The 21,584-nt window shown below is 54.5% G+C and carries 26 protein-coding genes and 1 pseudogene; all 27 read right to left on the bottom strand.

Going from position 1 to position 21,584, the window contains the following annotated elements; translation table 11 throughout:
- Positions 1-21: 21 nt before the first annotated feature.
- The 27 genes and pseudogenes from OHJ17_RS26075 to parM all read right to left on the bottom strand — a co-directional run bounded on the left by OHJ17_RS26075 (position 22) and on the right by parM (position 21,531).
- Positions 22-2,532 (bottom strand): S8 family peptidase, encoded by a 2,511-nt coding sequence (locus OHJ17_RS26075; protein WP_071826167.1) that lies wholly within the window; start codon positions 2,530-2,532, stop codon positions 22-24.
- The gene (locus OHJ17_RS26070) at positions 2,510-3,550 is read right to left on the bottom strand and encodes an AAA family ATPase (protein ID WP_009310020.1); all 1,041 of its coding nucleotides are present in this window, start codon (positions 3,548-3,550) and stop codon (positions 2,510-2,512) included. The genes OHJ17_RS26075 and OHJ17_RS26070 overlap by 23 nt, the downstream gene beginning before the upstream one ends.
- Before the next feature lie 169 nt (positions 3,551-3,719).
- Positions 3,720-5,095 (bottom strand): IS3 family transposase gene (locus OHJ17_RS26065; protein ID WP_369821822.1). Its coding sequence is split into 2 segments (ribosomal slippage): positions 3,720-4,615 and positions 4,615-5,095, totalling 1,377 coding nucleotides; the frame shifts between segments, so codons are not numbered across the junction.
- A gap of 200 nt (positions 5,096-5,295) precedes the next feature.
- Positions 5,296-5,670 carry a hypothetical protein gene (locus OHJ17_RS26060; protein ID WP_023280872.1) on the bottom strand — a complete coding sequence of 125 codons (375 nt, stop codon included), beginning with the start codon at positions 5,668-5,670 and terminating at the stop codon, positions 5,296-5,298.
- 55 nt (positions 5,671-5,725) lie between these two features.
- Positions 5,726-6,052: a hypothetical protein gene (locus OHJ17_RS26055; RefSeq protein WP_001568059.1), complete on the bottom strand. Its 327-nt coding sequence runs from the start codon at positions 6,050-6,052 to the stop codon at positions 5,726-5,728.
- Positions 6,049-6,777 carry a plasmid SOS inhibition protein A gene (locus OHJ17_RS26050; protein WP_001568058.1) on the bottom strand — a complete coding sequence of 243 codons (729 nt, stop codon included), beginning with the start codon at positions 6,775-6,777 and terminating at the stop codon, positions 6,049-6,051. The genes OHJ17_RS26055 and OHJ17_RS26050 overlap by 4 nt, the downstream gene beginning before the upstream one ends.
- Positions 6,774-7,205, bottom strand: a complete 432-nt coding sequence (gene psiB / locus OHJ17_RS26045) for a conjugation system SOS inhibitor PsiB (protein ID WP_020804497.1) — start codon at positions 7,203-7,205, stop codon at positions 6,774-6,776. Before psiB ends, OHJ17_RS26050 begins: the two co-directional genes overlap by 4 nt.
- Before the next feature lie 44 nt (positions 7,206-7,249).
- A complete protein-coding gene (locus OHJ17_RS26040; protein WP_009310025.1) occupies positions 7,250-9,307 on the bottom strand; it encodes a ParB/RepB/Spo0J family partition protein in 2,058 nt (685 codons plus the stop codon).
- Between the two features lie 69 nt (positions 9,308-9,376).
- Positions 9,377-9,625, bottom strand: coding sequence for a DUF905 domain-containing protein (locus tag OHJ17_RS26035; RefSeq protein WP_009310026.1), 249 nt, complete (start codon positions 9,623-9,625; stop codon positions 9,377-9,379).
- A 48-nt stretch (positions 9,626-9,673) separates the two neighbouring features.
- Positions 9,674-10,216, bottom strand: a complete 543-nt coding sequence (locus OHJ17_RS26030; RefSeq protein WP_014343512.1) for a single-stranded DNA-binding protein — start codon at positions 10,214-10,216, stop codon at positions 9,674-9,676.
- A gap of 830 nt (positions 10,217-11,046) precedes the next feature.
- A complete protein-coding gene (locus tag OHJ17_RS26025; RefSeq protein WP_004152756.1) occupies positions 11,047-11,610 on the bottom strand; it encodes a methyltransferase in 564 nt (187 codons plus the stop codon).
- A gap of 47 nt (positions 11,611-11,657) precedes the next feature.
- Positions 11,658-13,013, bottom strand: coding sequence for a DUF3560 domain-containing protein (locus OHJ17_RS26020; RefSeq protein WP_053390261.1), 1,356 nt, complete (start codon positions 13,011-13,013; stop codon positions 11,658-11,660).
- 51 nt (positions 13,014-13,064) lie between these two features.
- Positions 13,065-13,295, bottom strand: coding sequence for a CCDC81 family HU domain 1-containing protein (locus OHJ17_RS26015; protein WP_001568051.1), 231 nt, complete (start codon positions 13,293-13,295; stop codon positions 13,065-13,067).
- Between the two features lie 91 nt (positions 13,296-13,386).
- A complete protein-coding gene (locus OHJ17_RS26010) occupies positions 13,387-13,614 on the bottom strand; it encodes a hypothetical protein (protein WP_001568050.1) in 228 nt (75 codons plus the stop codon).
- Between the two features lie 679 nt (positions 13,615-14,293).
- A complete protein-coding gene (locus OHJ17_RS26005) occupies positions 14,294-14,614 on the bottom strand; it encodes a hypothetical protein (RefSeq protein WP_001568049.1) in 321 nt (106 codons plus the stop codon).
- Between the two features lie 34 nt (positions 14,615-14,648).
- Positions 14,649-14,903 carry a DNA polymerase III subunit theta gene (locus OHJ17_RS26000; protein WP_011977779.1) on the bottom strand — a complete coding sequence of 85 codons (255 nt, stop codon included), beginning with the start codon at positions 14,901-14,903 and terminating at the stop codon, positions 14,649-14,651.
- 187 nt (positions 14,904-15,090) lie between these two features.
- Positions 15,091-15,282 (bottom strand): hypothetical protein, encoded by a 192-nt coding sequence (locus OHJ17_RS25995; RefSeq protein WP_001568047.1) that lies wholly within the window; start codon positions 15,280-15,282, stop codon positions 15,091-15,093.
- Positions 15,283-15,324: 42 nt separating this feature from the next.
- A complete protein-coding gene (locus OHJ17_RS25990) occupies positions 15,325-15,831 on the bottom strand; it encodes an antirestriction protein ArdA (RefSeq protein WP_013214014.1) in 507 nt (168 codons plus the stop codon).
- 42 nt (positions 15,832-15,873) lie between these two features.
- On the bottom strand, positions 15,874-16,302 hold the full coding sequence (locus OHJ17_RS25985) for an antirestriction protein (RefSeq protein ID WP_001568045.1): 429 nt from the start codon (positions 16,300-16,302) through the stop codon (positions 15,874-15,876).
- Positions 16,303-16,982: 680 nt separating this feature from the next.
- Positions 16,983-17,750, bottom strand: a complete 768-nt coding sequence (locus tag OHJ17_RS25980) for a hypothetical protein (protein WP_110522032.1) — start codon at positions 17,748-17,750, stop codon at positions 16,983-16,985.
- A gap of 53 nt (positions 17,751-17,803) precedes the next feature.
- Positions 17,804-18,223 (bottom strand): DUF1380 family protein, encoded by a 420-nt coding sequence (locus OHJ17_RS25975; protein ID WP_053390283.1) that lies wholly within the window; start codon positions 18,221-18,223, stop codon positions 17,804-17,806.
- Positions 18,224-18,232: 9 nt separating this feature from the next.
- Positions 18,233-18,454: a hypothetical protein gene (locus OHJ17_RS25970; protein ID WP_001568042.1), complete on the bottom strand. Its 222-nt coding sequence runs from the start codon at positions 18,452-18,454 to the stop codon at positions 18,233-18,235.
- The gene (locus OHJ17_RS25965; protein WP_004152355.1) at positions 18,454-19,155 is read right to left on the bottom strand and encodes a DNA methylase; all 702 of its coding nucleotides are present in this window, start codon (positions 19,153-19,155) and stop codon (positions 18,454-18,456) included. Before OHJ17_RS25965 ends, OHJ17_RS25970 begins: the two co-directional genes overlap by 1 nt.
- A gap of 71 nt (positions 19,156-19,226) precedes the next feature.
- Positions 19,227-19,396 (bottom strand): annotated as a pseudogene (locus OHJ17_RS25960) (hypothetical protein); the annotation flags it as partial.
- A 195-nt stretch (positions 19,397-19,591) separates the two neighbouring features.
- Positions 19,592-19,822 (bottom strand): hypothetical protein, encoded by a 231-nt coding sequence (locus tag OHJ17_RS25955; protein ID WP_023329036.1) that lies wholly within the window; start codon positions 19,820-19,822, stop codon positions 19,592-19,594.
- Between the two features lie 63 nt (positions 19,823-19,885).
- On the bottom strand, positions 19,886-20,557 hold the full coding sequence (locus tag OHJ17_RS25950; protein ID WP_053390142.1) for a plasmid partitioning/stability family protein: 672 nt from the start codon (positions 20,555-20,557) through the stop codon (positions 19,886-19,888).
- Positions 20,558-20,559: 2 nt separating this feature from the next.
- Positions 20,560-21,531 (bottom strand): plasmid segregation protein ParM domain-containing protein, encoded by a 972-nt coding sequence (gene parM, locus OHJ17_RS25945; protein ID WP_004152353.1) that lies wholly within the window; start codon positions 21,529-21,531, stop codon positions 20,560-20,562.
- Positions 21,532-21,584 lie beyond the last annotated feature (53 nt).

Genomic DNA, 21,584 nt, shown 5'->3' with positions numbered 1-21,584 from the left:
TCGCATTACTTTTATAGTCATCTAACCCATTATTTCAACAGGATTTTCAACCATATTTTCGACCAAGGTTTCCACTGCGGCATAAAGGTCTACGTCTGCTTCGGGTGCATGAATCGATACAACCAGACTGTATTTAGCTTCAGAATCAAATCGTTGCAAAGCGCCTCTGGTTCTCCACCAACCTTGTGCAGGATAAACAGCCAAATAACCACAACTAGCAAGCTCTGCTGCTGCCCCCCGCCATATATCCTGATGCAACGACCCTTTATGTCGTTGAGTAGCACCTAATGACCAGTTATCATCGTTACCGGTAGTCCCATGCTCACTCTCTTCAGACTCAGCTGCTGCATTGATGCGAGTTTTAAATTCGTCTAAAGATTCTGTTTGTCTTTTCATCGCAAAGCGTAGACGGTGGGATGGGTAATGATATCTTGATGAACTCCCCCGTGCTGAAGGGTTAGGTTCGATGAAATAAGACAATGTAACCCTGAGCTCTACCTGCGTATCCTGTAACTCCTGGAGCTGTTCCAGTGGCCAAGGTAGCGCATGTAAATTCAAGTCACGAGTTTTAATACCGTCGCGAGTCTTACGATAGGGGTACAAGCTGTCTTCAGCTACCAGTGTCAGACTATTTTTCACACTCCAGAGCGCACGTTCAACATCTGGTGAGCCCCAGCCGCAATGGCGTATAAGCTGTGCGAAGCCACTTTTATTGCGAGCAGGATACATACGCAACATAGCAGGTGTCCATTGCGCAGAGTGTGTGATCAGAGCACGGATCGTTTCTGGGCGATACTCAGGATATTGTGCCATTAACCTTGCAGCCATTCTGGCACACAGCGCAGAAGCTGCACTAGTTGCATTAGTTGTCCAAAATTGGCGGTGGGATGAAGCACTTGTTGTTAGTAATTCTAAACTCGCAAAGTTATCGACAAATTCTGTGTTAGCAGCTGCATTCCCCCCCTCAAAAACTACATCTGGCTTAAACGGCCAGACAGGTTCCCATCCCATTGAGGTAGTGGTGAAAGGACTTAATGCTCCTTGATCAGCAACCGGAATAAATTCAGGCTCATTTAACTCAACCTTGTCAGTAAATGCACCTACAGTTAATGCGTTCCATGACTGGCCCGGATCATGGATTTGATTAACTGAAAGACTGGCGGGATAGTTTCCCCAATGGTCGCGATCAACTATGTTCCCAGCGGAAAGAACAAACAACCGGGGAAAAGGGGTTTCTGCTAGCGCATCTACTGCCAGTGAATCGACCATTGATGACCAAGCTGAAGGGCGACCAAAGTCACGATAAGCAGTTGCTGTTACTGCTGAACTAAAAATACGTTTGCGCTGACCATTGAGAATTTCAGGACGTGTAACGGCTGAGCTGAACAGATATGCATGCTGTTTTGCGTCACCAACGTTGGCCCCATAATTTGGAGTAAGCTTAACTGACTCGAGTCGGTGTCCTACTTCTATTGCATCAGTAGAAGACAAAGCGTCAATCATATCGCCATAGATTGCAACTCCAGCCAACCCCGTACCATGGTTTGCGGTGTCATTGACTCCCCACGCGTCATTGACTGTATGCATGTCCTGCTGGTGCAAAACAGGTGCAAGCATAGCGTGCCCGCGATTAATGCCTGAATCCAACAAACAGATATAAGGTACATTGTCTTCGGGTGAAGGAACCTGGAGACGTCGCAGTGCATCATCCACCCAAAGCTGTTGTTCCAATGCTGGTAGTCCTTCGAAAAACTCAGCTGTATCTTTTGCACGCCGCAATTCTGCTACACAGTTTAAAACCAACCTAGCTTGAGAAAATTGGCTCTGAGAACCATACATCCAGGTTATGGTTCGCTCAGGAAAATCGACTTTGTGTTCGCTGACCTGGCATCCAGTCGCATGGCTTATTCGATGAAAATCAGTAACAACGGCATTTCTATTACCCCTCACTGGTAGCCATACTTCCCACCAAAATGCCTCATCCGGGTCAGATGGCAATAAACTCAAATCGTCTGTCCAAAGAGATTTAATTTCTGCAAGACGTATTGCTGATAATGTATTTATTAACGATTTATGGTCAGCGGAAACCCCGTCTGCGCGGCGTTTCTCAGTCAAATAATCCTGAATGTAATTTTCGAAATGCACTAGCTTTCCATCAGGCACAAATACATTTGCAGAGGTTATATCGCCCTCCTTATGTATACTTAAAACTTCTATGTGCTGAGCTTTGTTCCGCCCCCTCTCATTACCCAAGCTTTCAAATGCTAATTCAACATCAGGTTGCCCAATAAACTCAATTTGCATTCCGAGACCGCTAATTAGCTCAAGGTTTTCTTGCCCTTCACGAATTTGGGCCGACATTTCCTTAACCTGCTGCAGTTGAGTTCTTAGGGCTACTCCATGTGCTTGTCGATCCCGCTCAGGTAGTAAGGTAGAGCCACCCCCACCAAGAGAATGTGCTGTATAGGGCTGTGCTGTAGAATTTTTTGGTAAAGAGAGATGAAGCCTTTTATCGTTGGTTTGTTCCGTCATGTTTTAACTTGTTTTTTTCGTTAAGTGATAACTTACTACTGATCAAACGACGCTCTTCTAAAGCCTGCTTTAATATGACAAGATCGACCTGCATGCGATCGCTCATGAGGGCATCTTTAATTGATTCATCGACAGCTCGACAAATTTCAGCATAGCTTAAACCAGCAACCTGTTTTTCTAATCCATTTTTACGGAAAGGCTTGGGCGCAAATGCTCCTAGTCGAGATTTTATTAAGTCGAGTGCCTGTTCTAACGTTGGCAAATGGTACTCAATAACATCATCAAAACGTCTGAACAACGCATAATCTAAAATTTCCGGATGATTAGTAGCAGCAATAATTATACTACTTGAGTTGTCTTGCTCGATCATCTGCAAAAAGCTATTGAGTACGCGGCGAATCTCACCTACATCATTTGTGAGGCTGCGTTGGGAGCCGATAGCATCAAACTCATCGAAAAAATAAACACCACGAATATCAGCAATAGCATCAAACACCTGCCGTAGCTTGGAAGCTGTCTCCCCCATAAACTTTGTAATCAGAGCATCAAAACGAACCTGAAACAAAGGAATACCAAGTTCACCAGCTAATGCTGATGCTGTTAAAGTTTTTCCCGTTCCAGGAGGACCGACTAACAAAACTTTTCGTCTTGGGGAAAGGCCATGCTCTTTGATTCGAGACATCATACGCTGTTCACGTATGAGCCGCTGCAGCTGAGAATGGGCAGAATGATCCAGAACAACATCGGCCAATCGGTATTCTGGCTGGCTAACAATCAATAAATTACCAAGATCTGTACGGTTTTTGGCCGCATTGGACAGGGGTACCAGCTTCCCACTTTTATCATTAGCCAGTTTTGCTTTTGCCTTGTCGAGAAGAGTTAAAAGCTCCTCAGCTAATCGTCCATGGCCCTGTTTCGCCTCATGCGCAGCAACCTGCATAGCCACTGAATAAAAGTGACCATCATCGCGACTAATGTGCGATTTGATAAGTGCCTTAAGTTGCTCTGCGCTAGCCACGTAAGTGATCCTGTTTTATGTGCCTGAAATTGACCTGCATATACATGAGAGTGTAGCAATTATGCATGGGCAGAGTAAACGAGTTCTATGTTTAACAGGTAGCTTAAGGTCGATTGGCATGAGTGAAAGCATGCAACAGCTTAAGGATCCCCCTACCAAGGTAGGTTCGTTAAGTCCTGACAGGGTGGGAACAGACCTTCAGGCGGTATTCAACCGGGCTCAGACCTTTTAATTTTATGCTAATTCGTTGATTATTATAATAGTGAATATAATCCGAAAGAGCTGTCTTTAGTTCCTCAATATTGTTGAATTTATTGAGATAAAAGCATTCAGACTTCAGTGTGCCAAAAAAGCATTCTGCACAGGCGTTGTCGAGGTAATTTCCCCTTCGTGACATACTTTGAACTACACCACTCGCTTTAAGCTGATACTGATACCAGCGGTGCCGGTACTGCCAGCCTTGGTCAGAATGGAGAATAGGCGTGCTCTTCTTGTCCAGTTTTGCAAACGCCTTGTCCAGCATCTCATCAATCATAGCCATTGCTGGACGCTCTGAGATACTGTAGGAAATCACTTCGTTATTAAAGAGATCGATAATCGGGGAGAGGTAGAGCTTTCGCCCATTGACGGCAAATTCGGTGACGTCAGTGACCCATTTTTCATTGGGTCGGGTTGCCTTGAAATTCCGCTTTAGAACATTATCAGCAGTTTCCCCCAGCGCACCTCGCCACGAGCTGTATCGCTTGACTTTAATAGCCGCTTTCAGGGAAAGCAGGTTCATCAGCCGCTGAACAACTTTATGGTTAATGCGGCCTGCCTCCTGCCGGAGTGCCAGCGTGACTCTGCGATAGCCATAACGACCACAGTTCTCGTTATATATCTCTATGATTCTGCTTTTAATCTCTTCATATTTATCCGAAGATTTAAGCGCTTTCAGGTGATAGTAAAAGGTGCTTCTTGGTATCTGAGCAATCTGCAAAAGCTGGTCGAACGGGTAGTGTTGCCTCAGTTCGTCGATAATCCTGACTCTGTCTCTTACCGAACTAAGGCTTTCAGCTTTTTTAGATAAAGTACCCGTAATTCAAGGGACCGAACTTTTCTTTCCAGCTCCTGAATATGTTTATCTTTCGAACGTTCCAATGCCACTTCAAGCGCAACAGGATCATCAATCATATGAAGTGCCCTTTTTTTGCCCACACGAAGAGAACGAAGCCCTTGCTCTCCATGTTCGCTGAACACCTTCATCCACTTCCCAACAGATGCCGCACCAGCAACGTTAAATTTCGCAGCTGCCTGCGTCTGGGAAATCTGCCCCGTCAGCACAGCCTTCACGGCTTCTACTCTGATTTCGGGATCGATTGAAACGCCCTTATCTCTGGGCTTCAGACCTTCTTCTCCATAAACATCATAGGCTGCAACCCATAATCTTACCTGGGTTCTGGGAACGTTAAAGCGAGCTGATGTTAAGCGATAGCCTTCATCAGTAGCTAAATAGTGCATAACCACTTCGAGGCGCTGTTCAAAGGTGTACTTACGTCTTGACATGGGACTCTCCAATTTGAGAGTCCAACTAAATGGGCGCAGTGCATGGGGTTAATGAAAATTAACTACGGGGCTTTCTGCTTTTTGCCACACAACACGGTAACAAACCACCTTCACGTCATGAGGCAAAAAGCCTCAAGCGCCACGTCGATTATACCGGGACGGTGCTATTTCTTACCAGGTATATCCACGCTTTATGCTGCTTAGCGCTTTAAATATCTAATGTATACCCATGCCGCAATCAAGACGCCCGTGCCCAGCGCAAGATTAGGTAAAATCACATCGTTTGCACTTGCATATATGGTATTAGGATCATGTTGCCCCCAGAATGCCAGCTTGTACCCGATGCCCCAGACAAAGAATATAATCCCGGCAATCAGAACGCCGAATTCTATAACGCCGAGCAGGATTCCATCTAACCAGTCAGGCGGATCACGCCATGTGATGACCGCAGCTATTAGTGTGCAGATGATTTGGCCTGCATAATAACCAGGGGAACCATACCATTCCGGAGCAACATGCTTCACGATCAACCAGAACAGCACGTTCATTAAGATAACGAGCAACCAGTACCTCATAGTTCTGCTTTCCTTGTATTTGGCCATCTGAGTTGTCAGACAGCATTGTACTTATTCATCGGGCGGACTTGCCATTGAAATACTCCGGACGCGCAGCCAGTTCACGCTCGATTAACTCGTCGGCAAACAAAGGGGCAACACGATGAATACGAGCCTGCATGTTGCGCCTTCTCACCGCAGCTTTCCGTTCATCGCTCCAGCGTTGGATCTGTTTCTGGCCGAGAAAATCCACGCATACAGCGTAACCTGAGCCAGCCACCCAGCGTGACATCACCTCTTCAGGTGCCGCCTGCCCTGCCTCCACGACAACGGAAATCAGTTCCCGTGGACCCGGGCAGGGCCTGTGCGGCAGTTTCCAGCGCAGAGAATAGCGCCACTTCATACACCACTCCGATCAGCCAGCTTATTTGGCACCTGCCAGCGTTCAGCAACACGAATATGTTCAGGTGTTTCCCGGACAATTAACGGAATTTCGTACATCACTGCATACAGCGGCTCACCGCTGATGCGAAGCCAGTCCAGTTCCTTCAGCGATGTGAATCGCGACTGCCAGCGCCAGAACGGTGCTGCAAGCTCTGCCGCGTCAAACTCGTCGCTCCACCGGGTGTACCAGGTGCAGACGGTTTCCGGTGACTGAAAATTCAGTTCTGTGACAGCCTGTCCCAGCAGGTTCTGACGCAGTAACCAGGACTGCTCGACCTGACGGGCTTCACGGCGCATTTTTCGGGTGAAGGCAAAGTCCTGACGTTTTAGCCTGCGTACTGTTCGGGTATGAAGGACTTCCGGAAAAAGTTCAGCCTGCACATCCATTGTCAGCGGCAGCGGACAGTATTCCCCGTGGCTGGAGATAAGCATATCCAGCGCCTCTTCCACCTGTTTCAGGCTGGAAAGGCGGTCTTTTGGATCACGGTGAAGGCCAGGAATACGGCGGGCAACGTCACTGTTAATCCGGCTACAGCCTGTCAGCAGGCGCAGGAATGTCCGGACGTGTGGCATCGATGGCAGACGTGCGCCGCGCTGGCGAGCCTCTTCCACCGTCATGATGGCCTGCAGCGCTGCCTGACGGGCTGGTTTCAGGGATACAAGAGCACTGGATGACGGGATCATTGTGCGCCCTCCTGTGACAGCGTGCTGATGATGCTGGCATACGAGTAGCCACCGGCGTCAAGACACTCGATGAGATCCAGAGTATGGGTGATGAGTTCAGGGTTGAATGCATCCATCACGCGAACGACAGAGAACGGCTGACCGTCACGGGTCACAAAGACCACTATCCAGCGAAGATTCAGCTCCCCCGGACTGCATACCGCCACATCAAAGTGACCATGAGAGGGGGTAAAACGGATCTGGACAGGAAAGAAGCCGCCAAATTCGCACCGGTATTCGGCATTCACGGACCAGCCGGACGGTGAGGTCAGATCGCGCATGACAGCGTGACTCAGCTCCCGGCGAAAGTCTTCACCGGCGGCGCGGTAGTCTTCCAGCTCATCAGAAGACATGGTTTTCAGGACATCCAGAGTCAGTAACGTTTTCATTTTCAGTCTCCTTATCGCCGCCCCGCAGGGCGGCGTCTCCGTTATCAGGCGGCGCAGGCCGGGTTGTTATGGTCGGTGACGTCGCCGGCATCAGCGTCGGTATCGTTCTGACTTGTTGCCAGACTGAGTTCAGACTTTGCGGCAGGCTGTTTCTGATTGTCAGCACTGGTCATCCATTCCGGAACCCAACGGATTTTTGAGAGGAAGTGCTCTGCATGTTCAGCGGCATCCTTTTTCTTCATCTTCGCGGCGTCCTGTGCTGCGCCAGCCAGTCCGGCCTGAGAGAGTGCCTGTACAATGTGTGGCAGCTTCATGTGCGAGAAAAGGTTATCAGCCGTCGGTTTCCACCAGTCACGAAGGTCAAACTGAATGGCGTTTTCCACCCCATCCAGCGAACTCTGGTGTTTACGACCAAATTCATCCTTGCCCTGTACACCATCTATGGAGCAGGCGGTGCAGAAAGCCATCAGTGCCATCAGGGTTGCGCCATCGAGCGTAAAGAAGGTGGTCATATCCTTTCGCCAGTTTTCCGGCAGCAGGGCTTCAAGACGTTCTTTTTCTGACTGGATGGCCTGAAACGCAACGCTGTTTTCACCGTCAGGTGCTTCACGGGTCAGCGCGTAATGCGACACACTCACGCTAATGCAGAACGGCTCTTTGACGGACGTTGTGGTATGGAAAACCGAGTTACACATTTTCCAGACCATCAGCGCGACGGCTTTCTGCGGCTGCTGCAACAGGGCCGCCTGAACCGCCAGTGTGCGTTCAGAAGAAAGGCGGGTCAGCAACGGGACACTGACGGCGTCCAGCGGATCGACTTTTTCAGGGGCCTGATCGGTGGATGCATCCTTCTCCTCCATTTTTTCATCGGCGCACAGCACCACACCGCGCTGTACTTTCACCTCCTGGCCAGTCCAGGAAACCACCACTCCGGCAGATTGCTTCATTTCATCCGTCCATGCCCGGTGTTTTGCCCGGTGCGCGATGGTCTGCTGTTCTTCCCAGACGGCTTCCAGAGCCCCGGCCACGACGTCATCATTCACGCCGGGGTTCTCGCCTTCATACTTAGCTTCCAGAGCTTCCAGCTCCGCAAGACGTTCTGATTCTGTCTCAGAATATTCAATCGGTGGAACAGACTGCAGACGCCAGATTTTAGTGTCCTTCCCGTAGTGAGAAATCGGGTCAAGACGACCATCACACCATGACCAGCCTTCCGCTTCGCGGAGGTGCTCCGCGATGTTCTGCAGTTTTTCCAGCAGGGCGGTATCGAGCGATGCACTTTTGACATAGCCGCCGTTTTCGCTGCTGAAGAGATCAACCCGGATTTCATCCGGACTGAATGCGGCCTCTCCCACAAAGCGGAATTTGTCGCCGTTTGTGGAAACCTCTTCTGAGGTAATGAGGTTACGGATCGAGGAAACTGATACTTCATTATTCCAGGACCGTTTGCGGGCGGATTCCAGCACTTCCACCTGGCGTTTCTGATCGCTTTCGAGCGCCAGTGCCTGGCAGTGTTCGGTGGTGATTTCATCCTTCGCCAGCGCCGCCAGAATTTCGGGAGCCAGTTCGGTCAGTTTCAACATGCGCTGAACATGACGCGTACCGAACCCCAGTAAATCGCCAATCTGCGCGGGGGTTTTCCCCTGCTCTGCCAGTGTGCGGAACCCGGCGATCTGTTCAGACGGATGCATTGCCATCTGCTGTTCGTTTTCTGCCATTGATGCCGCAACAGCCAGTTCATCAGGTACCTTTTTCACCATCACCTGATATCCGGCATCGATACGGTTTTCACTCTGCAGGAGCTGCAGCGCTTTCAGGCGACGACCACCGGCAGCCACACCACAGCGACCATCCGGGAGGTTATGCACGACCAGATTCTGCAACAGGCCAATGGCTTCAATGGAATCTGCCATTGAACAGACTTTCTCCGCCGGATAGGGAATGGTCCTGACGTTCAGGGGAGACTTCACCAGTGCCGTCACAGGGACATACTCGACCTGTGCGGCATCGAGAGCCACTTTAAGCGCCTCAGCTTCGGCAGACTTAAGCGTTTTTTTGCTGGTTTTCGGTGCAGTTTTTACCTTAGACTCTGTTGCAGACATAATTGATACCTCTTAGCTATTGATGAATGTCTGCCGGACAGCCCACCTGTCCGGCGTTCTTCTTACTGCTTACTTCGTTTTGCGTACTCCGTAGTCCCGGATGTAGCGGTTCATCATGTCCTCGCCGCCCGGTTCAAAATTCCAGACGCGCCAGATCATGCTGCCGTCATCCTGATGACGGACGACAAGGCGAAAATGGGTCCCCTGATCATCTTCAATCGCCACATTCTGATACTGCGCTGCGACAATCTGAGCCTGCTCGCGGGTAAACGTGCCATCCGGCAGGGATTCAAGCGGGGACAAAACGTTATGGTCCATGTGTTTCTCCTTTTCTGCCCCGCCTGAACGGGGCGTCTTCATCGTGGTTTAAAAGGGCGCGTCATCATCCATTGGTGGGAAATCATCCGGGAGTGGCTGAGGCGGTTGCTGAGACGGGGCGGCATCCTGACGGCCTTTCTTACCGCCCTTCGCTTTCGGGGATTTAGCTGCGGCCTGAGCAGGTTGTGCCGGGGTGGCAGGATTCTGCGGCTGCGCGGCGCTCTCAGGCACTCCGGATTCACGGCGGCCGCCGAGCATCTGCAGGGTGCCGTTCTGCCCGACCAGCACCTCGGTGACGTAGCGCGTGACTCCGGCATCGTCCTGCCAGTTGCGGGTGCGCAGCTGGCCCTCGATGTAGACCTGTGCGCCTTTACGCAGGTATTCACCCGCCACTTCCGCGAGCTTGCCGAACATGACAACACGGTGCCACTCGGTGTTTTCGCGCATCTCTCCCGTCTGCTTGTCACGCCATGTTTCAGACGTGGCCAGCGTCAAATTGACCACTGCGCCCCCGTTGGGCATGTAACGCACTTCCGGGTCCTGTCCCAGATGTCCAACCAGAATGACTTTGTTAACGCCACGTGCTGCCATGATGAATCTCCTTAATCCGTTGTTTTGCCTTTTAAAACCATCACCCGTTGAGTTGCCGGGGCCGCGGTTTTGACTTTGTGCGGGGACCTGCTGAACCTGCCCCCTGGATATAACCTTCACCCGTTTGAGAGCCGTTCGCCGCAAGGGCGTAAACGAGCACGGCCCGGTGCAGATGTCCGGGGGTGAGCGGGAAATTTTTTTCGGTCCAATGAAGCGGCAGCGGAATGGCCGGGAAAAATTTATTGCGAAAGGCCCTGCCGTCCCCTGGACAGCAAGACGGGTTGTGCTTGTCTCAGCCCCGGCGAATGGACTCAAACGGGTGATACGGGTACCAGGGGAAAGGAGCAGGCACCCGCCGCAACGACGAAGAGCGCGGGCGCGAAACGGCGTTGCCCCGCAGAGTGCCGGCAGTCCTTCGCCGGCACGGTGAAAGCGGCGCGGCCGGAACGGTCGCAGCAAGCGCTGCCGTTGACCTTGACGTCAGACATCAGACACTAGCCGTCAGGCCCGAAACCGCTTGCGGGTTCGGCGGAGCTTACCGCGTCTTTTCGCGGTTAGCGGAGTGTGGCTCGACGACCGGACAGCGCAGCTGGCCGGGAGCCGAAGGTGTCCAGTATGGGTGTGCTTTTAAAGCCTTTAAGGGTTAAAAAGAGACATCACAGCAGGGAGGAGAAGAGGAAGCAGACAGACAGCAGGCAGCAAACAGGGAAGACGCGGAAAGGAAATGCGGGCGGCGCGTCAGCGCGGCCCGGTTTTCCCGGCGCCGCAGGCGCGCGGTCTTTCGAGGCGCGGCCAGACGGGGACAGGTGCCCCGCCGGCTTTACGTGTCATCAGACGGTTATTCTGAGAATGGCGGTCGCTACCTGGGTATACGTGAATGTTCCCCGCGGCAATGGCTCCCAGACGTCCGCCAGGGACTCCAGCGCCTTTTGCTGACGCGGCCCGTCCAGACATATGCCCGTCAGAATCCCGCCAGGCTCAAGCAGAGTTAATGCCCGCCGGATATGCCGGATATCATCACCGCGATTAAACGGAGGATTCATGATAATTCGGGTATACCGGCGCTCCGGATGATATTCGAGAAAATCTCCGCACCAGATCCGGACCTCCGGGAAATGCGCCTGCAGGTGACGGGCTAACCCGGCGTGCAGCTCCACGGCGTCACACTTCGCCCGGGGGACTGCATCCCTGATCGCCTGCAGTATGGCGCCCGTTCCGGCACTGGGTTCCAGAATGCGATCGGTTTCCCGGACATCAGCCAGCTCAACCAGCCGGCGACATTCCGGGGAGGGGGTGACAAAAAGTTGCGAGCTACCCTGAATTTCAGCGACAGGGGCGCGCCCTTCCAGTTTGTCCCGCATCGCCTGAATACGGTGTTTAAGGTCATGATGCATGAATGTACTCCCTGACCTCCCCGGCAAGATGCCGGGGAGCCTTCCTGTTATTTTTTCGGAATTTCAACGGTTTTTATGTCTGTGATATACACATTCACGAGCGTACAACCGTGCGTCATGCACCGGCGCAAGCGATAGGCGCCGTGTGTTTCGGTTTCTGCAGCACCCCGCACGCCTTTATAATCAGCGGGTAATTTCGCCCACTCGGCTTTTGTCATTTCCCGGAACCCTTCCCCCGGATAATTGACGATCGGTGGGCGCTTCGCCGCTTTCTTCGCGTTGCTGGCTTCCTCCGCTGTCGGGGCTTTGTAGTCCGTGATACGGTCGGGCGTCAGTTTCATCGTGCCGCTGTAGCCCAGAAAGCGATAACCGGGCGTTTCGACTGAACTCACCTCCCCCTTACTCCGGTTAACCCGGAGAATGGTTAACCATTCTCCCCGACTCAGTACCTGCCCGCCTGGTTCAAATTCCTGTGTTCGGGTGACAACGCCACCGTTTTCATTGAGCATCGCGCGTTCGTAGGCCAGGCGGTTCTGGTAATGATTCACCCAGCGCTGTTGGTGGTTAATCGTGCGCTCATGACAGCGGATCGCAATATCACGCGCCTGTTCAAAAGTAATGATCTCCTCAGACAGGGCAGAATGGAGAGACATCGAGCCCTCATACTGGCTTTTCTCTGCCGGGCGGGGGTATTTGTCGAGCGTGAAGCAGGCATGAATATGATCATAATTACTGACCAGTAACGCCATTTTCAGATCGAGCGTCTGCGCACGCCACATCGTCATATACTTTTCAGACCGGGCAATGTGCTTTTGGGACTTGCGTAATTCCGCCTCGATTTTTTTGATACGGCGGTAACGCACATCCGGACGCTCCTTGTATTTCGCGTGCCGCAGAGAGGCCTGCGCGCGCTGTTCCCAGTATTCGGCGCGCTCGAACAGCATCACCGCACGTTTCATGCCGTTCTCAATTTTCTGCGCATGCCGGCGCGCGCGGCGCTCGCTGTGGTGGCCTACCAGGATCGGCTGTCCCAGCGGGACAGCCGATGCCAGCGAATCAACATGCGCAAGCGCCTGCTCCGATTCAACCGCCCGCCGGTCACTGTAGTCACTGAACCGCCCGGCGCGCTGCTCCTGGCGATCAAACAGGGTGCTGTCCTCGTCCTCGATATCACCGGCGAGGGAAAGCAGGACATCCTCCCGCCCCGGCGTCCAGGCTGGCGCCACAAAAAGTTCCTGTTTGGGCGCCCAGCGAAAGCCTGCTTTGTTGATCAGGGAATACGTTTCTTCATCGAGCCGTAATGATGCGTAAAGTCGCAATTTATTATCATCGGGTGAATAAGTTGCCCGGTAAGTCTGGCCTGCGGTGTTTTCCGTCATGATCTGTGCGGTAGTCGGTGCCATTGTGTTTTCTCCTTCCTGCAGTTGCCGCCCCTCGCGGGGCGGCTCACCTCATCAGTTAAATGCGCGTTTCAGTTCCAGCGTGCGGAGTACCTGCCCGAGGGCGGTATTTTTCATCGCGGGGATGTGGACACCGCGCCCTTTGCGGTGACTTCTGGCGATATGACGCCCGAAAGCTCTGAGAGCGGGATCAATCTCCGGTGCGGTGATATCTGCGCGCAGAATGCGCGAATGACGACGGGGCTTTACAGCGCCTGCGGAAGGTGAAAAAATAGAAACGATCATAGAGTTGACTCCTTATGGTAGTTAACGAAGCCGGAAAAACCGTTCGTGCGATTTTTACGGCGTGGGCGAAGCAGGGTTTACCCTGCTTTTTTCATATCTGCGGTTTGCTTCCCGCTTCTTCTTCCTCCTTCTTAAGCTGATCGGTAATGTCTTCCGGTTCGCCCAGAAACCAGCCTTTGACGGGTTCACAGCGTTCAATAAACGCTTTTATCGCCCGTTTTCCGGTCGTGGCCTGCACCCGGGTAAACATCGGCAGATTGCCGCTGGCATTGCTTCCCAGAAATGCGATCCGATACGTTCGCAATGAAGGATCCTGCATTTTTCTTTTTCCTGATTTTTAAAGAACATCACCCGTTGAGTTGCCGGGGCCGCGGTTTTGACTTTGTGCGGGGACCTGCTGAACCTGCCCCCTGGATATAACCTTCACCCGTTTGAGAGCCGTTCGCCGCAAGGGCGTAAACGAGCACGGCCCGGTGCAGATGTCCGGGGGTGAGCGGGAAATTTTTTTCGGCCTAATGAAGCGGCAGCGGAATGGCCGGGAAAAATTTATTGCGAAAGGCCCTGCCGTCCCCTGGACAGCAAGACGGGTTGTGCTTGTCTCAGCCCCGGCGAATGGACTCAAACGGGTGATACGGGTACCAGGGGAAAGGAGCAGGCACCCGCCGCAACGACGGAACGCGCGGGCGCGAAACGGCGTTGCCCCGCAGAGTGCCGGCAGTCCTTCGCCGGCACGGTGAAAGCGGCGCGACCGGGACGGTCGCAGCAAGCGCTGCCGTTGACCTTGACGTCAGACATCAGACACTAGCCGCCAGGCCCGAAACCGCGTAGCGGGTTCGGCGGAGCTTACCGCGTCTTTTCGCGGTTAGCGGAGTGTGGCTCGACGACTGAACCGCGCCAGCGGGTCAGGAGCCGAAGGTGGCCCCGGAGCAGATTGTGTGAAAGGAAAGTGAGGCAAAGCCAGAGGAAGAGCAGCAGCAAGATGAAGGGTACCGGTCAGGTCAGGACTGAGATTCGCCCTGCTCTTTTCTGTACTGTACAACGCAGTACCAGGCCGAAGCCAGGAAAGCAAAAACGGTGATCAACCCGCGTAATTCGTCACCCGGCTCTTTCCCCTTCAGCATCAGCGTTATGATGATGCCGGCAACGATAATCCACGCAATGCCACTCCAGAGGCGCAGCTTATCCGCCACGACATTAATCAGAACAAAAGCAACGGCCAGGATAGCCCCCCACAGAGCCGGAACAGGCTGAAACGGAATAAAAAACAGGTTAATACCGGTTAAAAGCGTCACGGCTGCAAACATCAGAGACATACGCATAAAATTTCCTCCCTGGACACACTGACGATAAGAATCACTTCTGCTGCTCATCTCCGGGTTTATTATATTCGGGCGCATTTGCGCGCGGCAGCTGCTGACTGTTCAGTCGATGTACGCGGAGCCGTTCATGGAAATATTCGCGCAGGTGTTCAGGCTGTTCCCGTTCAACAAGTTCCGGCACGACGGGCTTGTTCATGCGCTCCTGCCAGGCAACAGCAGCAGCCACCTTATCGACGGCAACTTTGTCCTGCTCCTCCTTTGAAAAAGAGGCGATATTCCACTTTGACATATGCATCACCGGTCTGCTTTACAGGAAGATATCCCTGATAATACGCGAATTCCGGGGCAACAGCGACTGACAACGGAGAGGAGAGTGCGCGGCGCCGGAGGCGCGGCGACGTCTCTCTCCGGCAGGCGCAGCCTGCCCGGGTTTTCGCGCGGCCGGAAGCGGCAGAGGTTCCCCCCTGCCCTGTGATTTATCGTGCCTTTCCCCCCTGAAGAATGAAATGGCCGCCAATATAGACGGCGCACTGACAGGTCATGTATTCGCAGATTTCATCCATCACCTGCGCAGTGGTCAGTTCCCGCTGACCGGCATCGCGGCGGCGGGCATTAATCAGGGCTTTGTACTGTCGCAGGATATCGCGGCTTTGTGGTGCAAGTTTCATGTGCTTTCTCCTTAACCGGCGGGCTTCCCCGCCGGATAGTAATCAGTTGCTGAATACATAGCCTTCATGGAAGACATAGCCGCTGCTGAACAGATCCCGCGCGTAAGCCTCATAATCGAAATAGACGCGCAGGGATTCAGGCACCTCGTTTAACAGGCCGTGATCCTCCACAAAGCCATAAGCAAAATCCTCCTCGCTTTCAGCCTCGCCACAATACGCCTCATCAAAGGCGTCATAGTCGCACTCGCCGGTATAGTCCGCCCAGGCCACAAACGCGGCAGCGCGTCCTTCGTCCTGCGCCTGCCGGAATGCCTCGATAAACGCCCACTTAACAGAGGATTCAGAGGCAAACTGAGACGGGATCCCTTCCCAGTCCTGAAACATAAACTCGGGGTCATCCTCGGCGGCATGCAACGCCCGGCAGGCGTCATAAAATTCGTCTTCGTCGTCGAAGTCGGTTAAATCAAACCATTTGCCAAAAATACTGCCGCCGTTGTACTGGTGATATGTGCCCACGTAGACGGCCGGAACGGTTACTGATGAAGTCATTTTTGTCTCCCTGCGGGGCGGTGTAACCGCCCCGGTCGTTAATCAGTCCAGCGCGGCGTAAATAGCACTGCATTCGGGGTGAAAGGTGATGTGATTCCAGAGCTGGGCATCACGCAGCATATAAAGGCGAGTCAGCGCCGGGTTACTGCTGTCATGATGGGCCGCCAGACGGCGATTAATCGCCAGGCTGGTCAGAATAATGCCCGCCGCGTCGGCGCTGACAGTGCGATCAAACCAGTTTTCGCTACTGACCAGATGTACCCGGCCACAATCCGGCATCATGTAGCCGCCCCCCTCCGGCAGGCGAATAAAATGCCAGAAGCCGCCCTCATATTCGGGCATCCATTTTTTGGCCAGAGCGTACACCTGTAATTCCGCGAGCATGAAATCCGTGCCGAACAGGTACGGCATAAAAGACAGGCGGTCGGACTCCTCAACATTCAGGACCGGGCATGTATTCACATACTGCATGGATAAACCTCCGTAATCACATAGACTGCGGCACCGGGTTGTGCCGTGCCGACACGACAGCCCGGCGAAAAGCGGAAGATGCAGGGGCGACACCGGAGGCCGCAGCGCAGATATAGCGCGAAGCTGGTCTGGACGGTTTTCGAGCGAAACCTGAGCGAGAAAACGACGGGAAGAACGGCGAGCATCATAAAAAACCTGCGACCGGGCGAGGATGGCGGCGTCAGCGCACCCTTGCATCTGCAGCGGCCGGGCTAAAGTGAAGGCACGGCACTACCCGTCGCGATGCAGGAGGTTGAATACAGGGTTTCTCTCCCCCGTTTTTCGACCACCGGGAGAAAAGCGGAAGCAGATGTCGCAACGCGACAGACGCAGTAATAAGGCCACGGACCGGAGGGATGGGGCCGGGTGAAGCGGAGCCGGCGGCAACGGCAAGCCGGCGACTGCCTTATCCGGGGATGGCGGCGCCAGCGAACTCCAGCCTCTGCGGCTGCCGGGCTAAAGTGAAGGCACGGCACAGCCAGCACACGGCACGGCGATAACAGAGGGTTGTGTTCACCCAAAAGGCCCGGAAACCGGGCCGGGTGGACGCGGAGCCGGCACGGCGACATCCTTATCGCACCACACCTCCTGTGCCGGCAGGCTGACAAGGGAGGGTCCCCCTCCCCTGACGCTCCGGGCTGTCACTCCTGAGTTCTGCTGGCGCGGGCCTCTCTCACCATTTCCCTTAAAACCCGGCGATCAAACCAGCGCCGGAACGGAGTGTCCGTAAAACGCAGCTGATCAGCGATAACCCCTGCGCTCCTGATAGTTTCCTCCCGCTCGTTAACCAGGGTGAGCAGGACCGGGCAGAATCGCGCATCGCGAATAAGAATGGCATCGAGGACCTGATCCAGCCTGTCGGTTTCGTCTTCGTCCAGGCAGTTATCATGATCATACTCCACGGCCAGCAAGCGCCAGTCACCGATCCGCCTGTCCATCAGACGGGGAGTGACGGACGGCGTCAGCGCGGCGGCGATGCGCTTCGTATCCCGGTGGACGATTTCCGATATCTGCGTGAGGGAGGCTTTCAGGAAGGCCAGCAGATCGTCACATTCCGCCGCCGTCAGCCACTCCTGAGCGTAAGGCAGGCGGATAACCTGACAGTCAGCCAGCCGCTCCGGATGCGGATATGCCTGCACCGGAAAGAGATGCAGACGAGCCGGGGTTCCCGCCAGCCGCCGGGCGCTGGCGAGCAACAACGCTGCCCGGCCATACGTCAGCGGCTGACAAAGCTGTTCCGTAAGCGTGAGGATTTCCACGCCACTGAGAGAGCCGCAGGCGGCAAGCCAGCCGGGTACGGTTTCGGGGGCGACGGGCGCCATATCAACAGTGTCGGGCCAGCCAGCCTGGCGCAGCATCCGGTCGCCGTGACGCAGAATAAGCGTGTTAAGGGTTTCATTTTTCATCATTATCGTCTCTGTCCGGGTTATATCACCCCGCCGCGTGGCGGGGCGATCTGCTGTCAGCTTTTCAGTAATGCCCGCACTTTTGCTGTATCCGCCAGGCGGCGCATTACGCTTTCCGGCACCGGGAGATTGCGATCCCGTGCGGTCCATTCCCTGTCCCACAATGCCTGTTCGGCGGTAATCAGCAGGATTTCAAGCAGGTCAACCGGCACAGTCACCCTCTGCCCGTTCTCTTTCACCTGGTCTATCAGTGCCATCACCAGGCCGGCTGACACGCCCGACTCAAGCCGTTGTTCTTCCGGTATAGTGTCCATGCGTTCCAGTACTGCCCTTACGTCATGTTCTGAAAAGGAATATTCCATCCCGTCAGCCAGTGCTTCAATATCCGCCGGGGTCCAGATAATCAGGTTCAGCGGGGTTTCTGCGGGATATTGCTCATTCAGCATCCTGCAAAGATCTTCACGGGTTCCGTACATGTTCTCTCCTCAATCCAGAAAGCTTTCATCGAGCATCAGTGCAATATTGAACGCCTCATCCATCAGGACGCTGAGACGTCGCAGACTGATACCGGCAAGCCGTTCCGCCAGTCCGTCGTACCGGTAGTGGTACGTGTCTTCCAGCACTTTCAGGGTGGTTTTCAGGTCGCAAAGATTGTTCGCCAGCCCGGCCATATCGCGGCGCAGGGCTTCGTGTCCGTCGTAATTCATTACGCGGCCTCCGGGAGCCATTCATCGTTCGCCGCCGGGGTATTTACGGCCCGGTGCATGGCGGCCAGTCGTTCGGTTCCGGCCCGGTGGTACTGCGCCAGCATTTCGATGCCGATATAGCGGCGTCCGGCACGGTATGCAGCGACGCAGGTCGAACCGCTTCCGGCAAACGGGTCGAGAACAATCGCGCCCGGGGCGCTGAATGACTCAATCAGCGGCTGTAGCGCCTCCACCGGTTTCTGCGTCGGATGCAGGGTATTACCGGTATACGGGAAGGGCAGCACATCCGGCAGCGGTTTAAGGGGCGGCACGGGGCGGCCTTTGGCAAGGACATAAGCCCCTTCATGGCAGTAGTCCACAAATCCGCGTCGGGCCCTGGCGTTACGACGGTTGGAGGCATAGTTTTTGGTGAACACAAGCTGGCCCACGGCATAGAATCCTGCCGCCTTCCACGCGGCCATAAAGCGGTCCACACGGTTCCAGCTGTAGAAGCTCACCATCAGTGCGTCTTTTTTAAGGACGCGGTACATCTCCAGCGTGGCCGGTTGCAGCCATTCGTCCGTCACATCCCCGGCAATCTGTCTGCCCTGACGGTCCTTAAAACCGACGAGGTAAGGCGGATCGGTCACAATAAGGTCCACGGCACGGTCGGGGAATCCGCGCATCACATCAATACAGTTCCCGAGAATGAATCTGGACATGGCAGCACTCCTGTAGTCTGAGGGGGCAGGAGGCATCACCGCGATACCGTTCCCTGCCGCACGCTGCCTGTTCATCGCGTCCGGTCACGGGTCAGGCCGACCGTGGAATACCGCAGCCGTCCGTCTTTTGGACGGCAAGGATATGCCGCGAAAGCGGCTTGAAGGGCGTTCCTTAAAAGGGCGAGGGACTGGCGTACACTCTCAACGACGCCGGGCCGGAGCGGAAAAACCGCCCGTCCCGTACCAGACCGGACGCGAGACACTGGCAGCGGGCGGCAGGCTTGCGTTAACTCCAGGCGAACGGGGAATTACCGGCATACCTGTCCACAAATCCGGGGCTTAAAATTGTGGATAACCTGAAGGCAAACGACGGAGAAGCGCGGGAGAACAGACGCCACCACGTCTGTTCTTTTTTTGAACAACCGGAAAGTTTATATCAGCGGTTCAGGGATTTATCCCCGGCCAGGGACAGGCCAATATAGACGCCCGCCCCCCAGATGACCTGCGACAGAATGAAAACCCACTGCGGAACGTCGAAAACCAGAAGCGGAAGCAGACATATCGTCACAATGCCAATCAGCCGGCTGCCAAATTTTCTGCGCACCGGTTCACTGCTGTCGACGGGAATGCGGGCGAGACGGAGAACATTTCTGAATCCTGGTGACATGAGAACCTCCCTGGGGATGTCAGTCATTTGAAATCGGTATAGTAGTGGATGTGATTCGTACTGTTAGTCACCGAATGCACGCCGCATATTTTTCTTTATTTCCCGGGTATCCGCCCCGGACACCGGCGCGGCAGATGCTGCCGGCGTATCCGGTACTGCAGCTGCAGCCCTGTTCACGTCAGCGGTGCCGGCCATCTGCTGAACCAGAGCCTGCAGCTCACTGACCGAGGTGGGCGGTACCGGCATACTGGCCAGCAGGCGCGGCAGTTCCGGCGCCGTCGTGTGGAAGGCAAGACCGGTGATAATCAGGTTTCTCAGCAGATCCCCACGCAGACGGGATGACGCTTCCGTCAGCACACTTTCCACCCGTTCTCCGCTCCGGCCATTCTGAAGCGTCAGGGTGTAACGCCGGCGCTGGTATTCCGTCTCCGGTGACACGGGCAGAGCAGCCCCACTATTTTCGGGCTCATCCGGAAGGCCGGTGAGTGAGGACCAGGTTCCGGAGACCAGGGCCATCACGGCGCAAAGGCGGACAGCGCTCAGCTGCCCGGCAAAGAACACCGGGATCAGCGCCGGTAAACGGGCATCCACCTGGTATACCACCGCCCCGGCGGTGGCGGCGGTACGGATGAACTCACCGCGCAGGGGCTGTGAGATGGTGCTGATGGTTGCCATCGCCGCGATGTCGGTGCGATCGTCGCTGTGCAGATAGAAAGAATACTGGCCGTCCGGCACGTTTAGTCCTCTTTATTGTAAAGGGCAATCTCCCTGGCCAGCGCCATCTGCGGATCGCCTATAACCTCGATACGGTCATGAGCCAGAGGCCAGGCCTGACGGATAGCTTCTTCTATGAGGGAAGCCCCTCCCCCGACCAGGAATACCCGGTTAACGTTCCTGAAGGCCGTCAGCTCACTGGTGACACGCGCCCCCAGGGAAGTGATTGCCTCTGTTATTTTGTTCCGAACCTCGTCAATTTTACCGGCATCGTTGATCACACGCTGCAGATACTGACGATCATTGCGGTTGCGGATGACAGTGTCAGCGATGAGGGCGCTGGTTTCGCTGTCTGCCGCACGCAGCGCGCCTGCAGCTGCGCGGGTGACCTGTGACACGCCGACAGACGGATTACCGTGCACCGCACTGATATCATCAAACTGGCCGACAATCACACCGGCATCGAGCGTGGTACCACCGAGATCGATAATCAGGGTGGTCTCAGCGGGGCCGGGTTTCAGCTCCGCGAGACGGGAGAACGCCGCCGGTAGTGATTCCGGCATCACCTTCACGTCCGTTACGGTAAATGCCCTGCCCTTATTCAGAACCAGCTCACGCATCAGGTTTTCCCGTTTGCGTCGTATGTTCTCCTCGTTCCGCTGGCAGTCCCCGTCGTAATACTCACTCAGGGGCAGCGTCACGGTCAGGCTCACCGGCTGCGGCTCCAGTCCGCTGTTCAGCAGCGCATGATGCACGGCCAGCAGGTTGAGATCACCGTACTGATATTCCACGTTTGTTGTCGGGATGGCATCCCGGCTGACGCTGTCCCAGGTGTATTTCAGCGTACCCACCTGATAGTTGAACGTTGCCGCACTGAATTCCGCCACTTTCCAGCCATGCCGGAAGGAGTTCGCAGAAACCCGGGTCTGAAGCTCATCTCCTTCAAACCATGCCAGCTTAACATTAGTTGAACCATCATCGCAGTAAATATTCATCAATATGCTCCGTTAATTACACTCAATTTGATACCAATTATAAGAGCAAAATG

The sequence above is a fragment of the Klebsiella sp. KP20-425-1 genome (assembly GCF_025813515.1).
Lineage (GTDB): Bacteria > Pseudomonadota > Gammaproteobacteria > Enterobacterales > Enterobacteriaceae > Klebsiella > Klebsiella pneumoniae.
The sequence above is the reverse complement of the archived record's forward strand: the minus strand, read 5'-3'. Positions and strand labels throughout refer to the sequence as shown.

Bases quoted from the DNA above. Each gene is read 5' to 3' on its own strand.
- OHJ17_RS26075 (WP_071826167.1), bottom strand. From the start codon at position 2,532: ATGACGGAACAAACCAACGATAAAAGGCTTCATCTCTCTTTACCAAAA.
- OHJ17_RS26060 (WP_023280872.1), bottom strand. From the start codon at position 5,670: ATGAGGTACTGGTTGCTCGTTATCTTAATGAACGTGCTGTTCTGGTTG.
- OHJ17_RS26055 (WP_001568059.1), bottom strand. From the start codon at position 6,052: ATGAAGTGGCGCTATTCTCTGCGCTGGAAACTGCCGCACAGGCCCTGC.
- OHJ17_RS26050 (WP_001568058.1), bottom strand. From the start codon at position 6,777: ATGATCCCGTCATCCAGTGCTCTTGTATCCCTGAAACCAGCCCGTCAG.
- psiB (WP_020804497.1), bottom strand. From the start codon at position 7,205: ATGAAAACGTTACTGACTCTGGATGTCCTGAAAACCATGTCTTCTGAT.
- OHJ17_RS26040 (WP_009310025.1), bottom strand. From the start codon at position 9,307: ATGTCTGCAACAGAGTCTAAGGTAAAAACTGCACCGAAAACCAGCAAA.
- OHJ17_RS26035 (WP_009310026.1), bottom strand. From the start codon at position 9,625: ATGGACCATAACGTTTTGTCCCCGCTTGAATCCCTGCCGGATGGCACG.
- OHJ17_RS26030 (WP_014343512.1), bottom strand. From the start codon at position 10,216: ATGGCAGCACGTGGCGTTAACAAAGTCATTCTGGTTGGACATCTGGGA.
- OHJ17_RS26025 (WP_004152756.1), bottom strand. From the start codon at position 11,610: ATGCATCATGACCTTAAACACCGTATTCAGGCGATGCGGGACAAACTG.
- OHJ17_RS26020 (WP_053390261.1), bottom strand. From the start codon at position 13,013: ATGGCACCGACTACCGCACAGATCATGACGGAAAACACCGCAGGCCAG.
- OHJ17_RS26015 (WP_001568051.1), bottom strand. From the start codon at position 13,295: ATGATCGTTTCTATTTTTTCACCTTCCGCAGGCGCTGTAAAGCCCCGT.
- OHJ17_RS26010 (WP_001568050.1), bottom strand. From the start codon at position 13,614: ATGCAGGATCCTTCATTGCGAACGTATCGGATCGCATTTCTGGGAAGC.
- OHJ17_RS26005 (WP_001568049.1), bottom strand. From the start codon at position 14,614: ATGCGTATGTCTCTGATGTTTGCAGCCGTGACGCTTTTAACCGGTATT.
- OHJ17_RS26000 (WP_011977779.1), bottom strand. From the start codon at position 14,903: ATGTCAAAGTGGAATATCGCCTCTTTTTCAAAGGAGGAGCAGGACAAA.
- OHJ17_RS25995 (WP_001568047.1), bottom strand. From the start codon at position 15,282: ATGAAACTTGCACCACAAAGCCGCGATATCCTGCGACAGTACAAAGCC.
- OHJ17_RS25990 (WP_013214014.1), bottom strand. From the start codon at position 15,831: ATGACTTCATCAGTAACCGTTCCGGCCGTCTACGTGGGCACATATCAC.
- OHJ17_RS25985 (WP_001568045.1), bottom strand. From the start codon at position 16,302: ATGCAGTATGTGAATACATGCCCGGTCCTGAATGTTGAGGAGTCCGAC.
- OHJ17_RS25980 (WP_110522032.1), bottom strand. From the start codon at position 17,750: ATGATGAAAAATGAAACCCTTAACACGCTTATTCTGCGTCACGGCGAC.
- OHJ17_RS25975 (WP_053390283.1), bottom strand. From the start codon at position 18,223: ATGTACGGAACCCGTGAAGATCTTTGCAGGATGCTGAATGAGCAATAT.
- OHJ17_RS25970 (WP_001568042.1), bottom strand. From the start codon at position 18,454: ATGAATTACGACGGACACGAAGCCCTGCGCCGCGATATGGCCGGGCTG.
- OHJ17_RS25965 (WP_004152355.1), bottom strand. From the start codon at position 19,155: ATGTCCAGATTCATTCTCGGGAACTGTATTGATGTGATGCGCGGATTC.
- OHJ17_RS25955 (WP_023329036.1), bottom strand. From the start codon at position 19,822: ATGTCACCAGGATTCAGAAATGTTCTCCGTCTCGCCCGCATTCCCGTC.
- parM (WP_004152353.1), bottom strand. From the start codon at position 21,531: ATGAATATTTACTGCGATGATGGTTCAACTAATGTTAAGCTGGCATGG.